A 5,643-nucleotide genomic window follows, 5' to 3' on the forward strand; every position below is an offset into this window, starting at 1 on the left:
ATACCGTCTCTGCTGCTGAAAACCCTGATACAACTCCATTGTGGCAACCCAAGTAAAAACTTAAGTTCTAAAGTTTCCTAGTTTGAGGTTTTTAAAAGCATTTTTAGCCTCTGCTTGCGACTGGCGATCGCTAGATATTTACCACTACCAACATATTTATGGCGGTGGATGCAGTCCCGCCGAGGTCAAAAGGCGACGCAAGTTAACGACTCCAACCCGATTTAATTGCAGAGCTGACACTGTTGCTCGACCACAGGAAGTTTTACCAATAACCTGTGTAAAATCATCGTTCCAGGTGAAATGCTCTGACCAAAGCTGCTGACGAGGATGAAACAGTCCCACCTCAAGTTTTGTTTCTGGATCGCAATGGCTGGTTTTGGTATGCTTTCGACCATTACAGCCATAACAAGACCAAGCTAAATTTTCTGTGATCGTTTCTCCGCCTACTTGACGGGGTTTGATGTGTTCTATAGTGAAGCTGTCAGGAGAAAATTCTTCTGGACATCGGCAATATTCACAGAGATTTTTGGCTCTACTGGCTACTGTTCGTCGCATTGCAGCAGATACTCTCTCAGATTCAAACGGCATGGAATAACTGAGATTCCGAGACAAATTGACGATTCAAGGTCAGCAAATCCATATTCCTTAGCCTTGCTAACTCCATAAGAGCTTCCAGACGTTCTACCCTCCACTGTTCTAGCTGATCCTCATAAGTAATCAATTCTTCATGTTCCATGTCGGTGAGTTCTCCCCACTCACCGCGTTTGCGTAATTCTTCTAATCGTTTCTGCTCATTCGGAGCCAGACGACGTTGGATGACTTCAACCAGGGCTAACTCAATCGGATTGGATGCAGCAAACTTAGAGGGTTCAGACAGAAACTCTAATAATTGAACTACCGCAGTTAACCGCTCTTCTGACAACTGCTCAATCAGTTCGATCGCTCTTCTACGAATATCGGTTGCTGGAGTCATGGAAGATCACGCTTACCTATGTCTAATCAAATTGTACTAAGACTGGACGTTTTTTTCGATTTAATCAAGAATTCATACAGGATACTTACGGAATGAACGTTACCCCAGAACTGGTTGAGCAAGATGACGGGGGACGCTTAATTAAAAAGATTGTCGCACTTGAAGCGATATTGGCAAAGCCTGGGGAAATAGTCGCTGATGACCAGGGGCGAGAATTTGTTAAAATCGCGTCTGCCAGCACGTAAATTTTGAGGCAGTGCCATGTGTGCAAAGGGATTCGATCAACTACAGTTACCAAAACTGCAACGGTTATGAAATCCCAGGCTACTCAAGACTATTCTAGGTAAGTGGAAACTTCAAATGTCAGCAACCCTAGTCTAAAGAGACAAAGCTTCCACACATCCCACGAGGTTTTGAGCCAATACACAAATTTAGTGTGAGGATTTAGCCATGTCTTACCCGATTCCGTCCAAAATGTGGCAGCGAGTCAGTATTGTATCACTGTTGTTATTGATACCATCAGTAGGAATTGCATTACGTCAGTCTGGTACGGTTGCGGTTCCAGTCAATCAGACTCCTAAGAGTTCTACACCAACAACCTCCATTCTACCTAATCATCCTGACTACCAAGCACTCCAGGCATTTATACAAAAGTATAGTTGTGTCGTTTCTGTTCAAAACTTTGGTACAGTTGCGATAACCCGGACTGAGTTTGCCACAGTCTTGAATACCTGTGTGAATCGGAGCAATGAGCTAATAGCGACTGACCCCAAGATAGTTACCGAAGCGGATATGAAAACTTTGCAACGCTTGCAGTCCGAATTCGCACCGGAGTTAGCAACCCTAAGAAGTCAGATAGATGAATTGCAAGATTCTACTCCTACTCAGGCTCCCAGAGAACGTACTCAAGACGAGTCTACCCGAAAGACTCAACCCTTACCTACGGCTCCATCCCTTAGTATTTCGTCTGGCTCATCTGTGCAGAATCAAGTTGTTAACCGTGCGTACATGCCTAAAACCCAAGCTGGTGGAATTAGGGGAGGGGTTGCCCCAGAGCCACAAACAGGTAGAAGATTTAATACAGAAAACTACAACCGAATTGAGGATAATCCCTTTCATCGCGTCGGTAATGACCCCCTTTCCACCTTTTCCATTGATGCAGATACAGCATCTTACAGCAACGTGCGACGCTTTATTACTCAAGGAGAATTACCACCCAAGGATGCAGTGCGAATTGAAGAACTAATCAACTATTTTACCTACAATTATCCCCAACCAAAAGACAATCGCCCTTTTTCTGTCACCACTGAAGTTGCTGCTGCTCCCTGGAATCCTCAACACAAGCTGGTACAGGTGGGTTTGCAAGGTAAACGCTTAGAGAGTGAAACCTTACCACCCAGCAACTTAGTATTTCTGATTGATGTCTCCGGTTCTATGAATGACCCCAACAAATTACCGTTGGTGCAACAGTCCCTGAAATTGCTGGTAAATAAACTACGTCCTGAAGACCGGGTAAGTTTGGTAGTTTATGCTGGCAATGCTGGATTAGTATTACCTGCTACTCCTGGTAGTCAGAAATTAACAATTCTGGCGGCGATTGACCGCTTAGAGGCTGGAGGCTCCACTGCTGGCGGTCAGGGCATTGAACTGGCCTACAAGATAGCTAAACAAAGCTTCCTTAAGTCTGGTAATAATAGAGTAATTCTAGCTACCGATGGAGATTTTAATGTCGGGGTTTCCAGTGATGCCGACCTGACGCGATTAATTGAACAGAAGCGAGATCAGGGAATTTTCCTGACGGTGTTGGGATTTGGTACTGGCAACTATAAGGACGGAAAAATGGAGCAACTGGCTGATAAGGGTAACGGCAACTACGCTTACATCGATACCCTATTGGAAGCCAAAAAGGTTTTAGTTAACGATTTGAGGGGAACTCTGTTTACCATTGCCAAGGATGTGAAAATTCAAGTGGAGTTTAATCCAGCGAAAGTTCAGGCATATCGCTTGATTGGTTACGAAAACCGCTTGCTGCAAAACCAGGATTTCAATGACGATAAGAAAGATGCAGGTGATATTGGGGCTGGTCATTCTGTGACAGCGCTTTATGAAATAATTCCCACTGGCATGAAGAGCGATGTGAAACTGCCTACATTAGACCCATTGCGGTATCAGCGTTCTGCTGAAACTGCCGCAGATGCTGGCGGCAATGAATTGATGCAGGTAAAACTGCGCTATAAGTTGCCCCAGGACAACACCAGTCAACTAATTACCCAAACCATCCAAGATGATGATTTGAGAGCCGACCCCTCCACCAACCTGAGATTTGCTGCGGCGGTGGCGACCTTTGGGATGGTGCTGCGTGACTCTGAGTATAAGGGGAATGCTAATTATGATTTGGTAATGGAATTGGCAACTCAAGGGAAGGGAGAAGACCAGGAGGGCTATCGAGGTGAGTTTATTCGCTTGGTGGAGCAATCTAGGGGGTTGATTACGAGGAAATAATTTGAATTGCTTTGACCTACCATTGCACTTCTTTTTTTATCTGCGATCGCTCATAGTCCAAATTCAAGTATAAAGATCCACAGCAGTTTTTGATGACGGCAGGAAGCAAATTTGCCATGATGTTAGTTAGCGATACTACAGTAGCTAACATTGCTAAAACTTCCTCACCTAGCACCAATAACGTTCTATTTTCTTTCGGTTCAGTAGATCAAACCACGGGAAACGTTTCATCCCAAATAGCAGATGTCACTGGTAAGGGAAATACCGAATGGCACGCTTGTTAAGCGCAAACCCATGATTTAACCGGCTTTTGAGTGTGGGGAGCCAGATTTCTTCCTCATCCTCCCACACCTCCCTCAGACAAAGGTTTCAGGTTTTCTTAGTGCCATTCGATTGTAGCTATCAAACCCAGACCTTTGCAATCGTCAAGAAAGTCAGGGCTTGGTCAAAGAAAATTATTTTTCGCCCACCAACACCTGCTGTAGGATGCCCGAATCCGAACAGTGTCTCCTGTCTTGAGGAAGGCTATAGAGCCAACACTTCCACCACAGTAGCGAACGCTCATCTAAAGATCCAAGTTCTTAGCAAAGCATCAAATATTACCAATATTTAACATCAAAAGCTTTCTTTTCACTTAGTCAAGCAACTAGCAATATCTTGAAATCATTTGTGATAAAAAAGACTTATTTAGCGAGTACTAAACACATGACAAAAGTACTGTAATTTCAAGGTTTCTGACAATCAAAGTAAAAAGCGACTGCCGCTTAATAAGTAACAATCGCCACACTAAAACACTCTTGCATTTCTAGGATAACAAGAATGAAAGCGATAGTTACAGTAGCCCTTAAAAATCACATCATCAGTTTACATTCATCTGACTACTGGATTATCAAAAGCAGCAATTAAACAGCATATAACAGACCGCTATAATAGTGGAGAAATGCAGGCAGATTTGAACATTTTTCAAGTGGATTTTGAATCAATCAGCACTCTTGTTGTCAAACAAGCGAATGACAACCCCGTAATCACCACCTCACAAATCAAGGGTGATTTGCAAGATATACAAGCTCGTTGCGGGTCAGTCAGTTTGGTGATTGTGGACTATGTGCAGTTGATTGAACCAATGCGCCGTGAACGTGGCGAAAATCGCGTGCAAGAAATCGACTCCATCTTGAAACAACTCAGAGCGATCGCTAAACAATTCAATTGTGCTGTCTTGGGTTTAGCGCAGTTAAAAAGGGAAGTTGATTCCCGTTCCGAAAAGCGTCCAACCAAAGCTGATTTTCGAGAATCTGGAGGATTTGAACAAGAAGCTGCTGTGATGTTGGGTTTGTATAGAGAAGATTACTACGACAAGCAGACTACCCAAAAAGGCATTTTTGAAGTTTCAGTTTTGAAAAGTCGGTTTAGTAGTGAGACAACTGTTAATAAGATTGTTTGATGAAAGATTTGGACAGTTTAAGAATTTGGCTAAATCCAACTATTAAAACTCATGAAAGCGCTATCTGTTCGTCAGCCTTGGGCTTATGCAATTATTTATGCTCTTAAGGATATTGAAAACCGTGGCTGGCCTATTCATTATCGCGGCGACATTCTGATTCACGCCGCAAAAACCTGTACCAAAAAAGAGTACCTGTTAGGGAAAGAATTTTGCCAAGGGATGGGGGTAGTAATCCCAGAGTTAATCTCTTTACGTCGCGGTCAAGTTATTGGCATTGTCACAATAGTTGACTGCCGATTCTCACAAGTTGCGTCTGGTTGGGGGATGCCTCTTCAGTACCATTGGAAGCTGGAGAATCCACGCGAGATTACACCGATTCCTTACATTGGGCAGTTGGGGATTTTTGAAGTGCCAGATGAACTGGTGAGGAGTGCGATCGCCTCATGAAATCAGTTCTCTCGCTTTTCTCCGGCATCGGCGGACTCTGCCACCACGGAATATCAGCCGCAGGTCTATCCCACAAATTCCGAGTCCAGCAATTTGTCGAAATCTCCCCTTATGCTCAATCACAATTGCGCCATGAACAACCAGGAATTTCAATCCACGCAGATATTACCAACTACCACTGCCAACGGATGACAATTCGACATTAGACTTGTCCGAAAACTCCAAAGCCAGACTGTTCAAAGCTTTGAGGCAAAACTTTGATATTTGCGTAAAAACATAG

The 5,643-nt window shown here is 43.8% G+C and carries 8 protein-coding genes; 6 read left to right on the forward strand and 2 right to left on the reverse strand.

Annotated features, from left to right (window positions below; translation table 11 throughout):
• Positions 1 to 156: 156 nt before the first annotated feature.
• Complete coding sequence (locus G1O98_RS36385; protein ID WP_243458644.1) at positions 157 to 555, reverse strand: HNH endonuclease signature motif containing protein; 399 nt, start codon at positions 553 to 555, stop codon at positions 157 to 159.
• 22 nt (positions 556 to 577) lie between these two features.
• The gene (locus G1O98_RS36390; RefSeq protein WP_163939079.1) at positions 578 to 973 is read right to left on the reverse strand and encodes a hypothetical protein; all 396 of its coding nucleotides are present in this window, start codon (positions 971 to 973) and stop codon (positions 578 to 580) included.
• A gap of 92 nt (positions 974 to 1,065) precedes the next feature.
• Here G1O98_RS36390 and G1O98_RS36395 point away from each other — a divergent pair, with 92 nt between their 5' ends.
• The 6 genes from G1O98_RS36395 to G1O98_RS36420 all read left to right on the forward strand — a co-directional run bounded on the left by G1O98_RS36395 (position 1,066) and on the right by G1O98_RS36420 (position 5,569).
• A complete protein-coding gene (locus G1O98_RS36395; protein ID WP_163939081.1) occupies positions 1,066 to 1,218 on the forward strand; it encodes a hypothetical protein in 153 nt (50 codons plus the stop codon).
• A 205-nt stretch (positions 1,219 to 1,423) separates the two neighbouring features.
• Positions 1,424 to 3,475 carry a VWA domain-containing protein gene (locus G1O98_RS36400; RefSeq protein ID WP_163939083.1) on the forward strand — a complete coding sequence of 684 codons (2,052 nt, stop codon included), beginning with the start codon at positions 1,424 to 1,426 and terminating at the stop codon, positions 3,473 to 3,475.
• Positions 3,476 to 3,567: 92 nt separating this feature from the next.
• Entirely contained in the window at positions 3,568 to 3,759 is a 192-nt protein-coding gene (locus G1O98_RS36405; RefSeq protein WP_175587013.1) for a DUF4114 domain-containing protein, read from the forward strand.
• A 656-nt stretch (positions 3,760 to 4,415) separates the two neighbouring features.
• A complete protein-coding gene (locus G1O98_RS36410) occupies positions 4,416 to 4,916 on the forward strand; it encodes a DnaB-like helicase C-terminal domain-containing protein (RefSeq protein WP_163939085.1) in 501 nt (166 codons plus the stop codon).
• Positions 4,917 to 4,967: 51 nt separating this feature from the next.
• On the forward strand, positions 4,968 to 5,363 hold the full coding sequence (locus G1O98_RS36415) for an ASCH domain-containing protein (protein WP_163939087.1): 396 nt from the start codon (positions 4,968 to 4,970) through the stop codon (positions 5,361 to 5,363).
• Positions 5,360 to 5,569 (forward strand): hypothetical protein, encoded by a 210-nt coding sequence (locus G1O98_RS36420; protein WP_243458645.1) that lies wholly within the window; start codon positions 5,360 to 5,362, stop codon positions 5,567 to 5,569. The genes G1O98_RS36415 and G1O98_RS36420 overlap by 4 nt, the downstream gene beginning before the upstream one ends.
• Positions 5,570 to 5,643 lie beyond the last annotated feature (74 nt).

The sequence above is a fragment of the Nostoc sp. UIC 10630 genome (genome assembly GCF_010747425.1).
In the GTDB taxonomy this organism is placed as follows: domain Bacteria; phylum Cyanobacteriota; class Cyanobacteriia; order Cyanobacteriales; family Nostocaceae; genus Nostoc.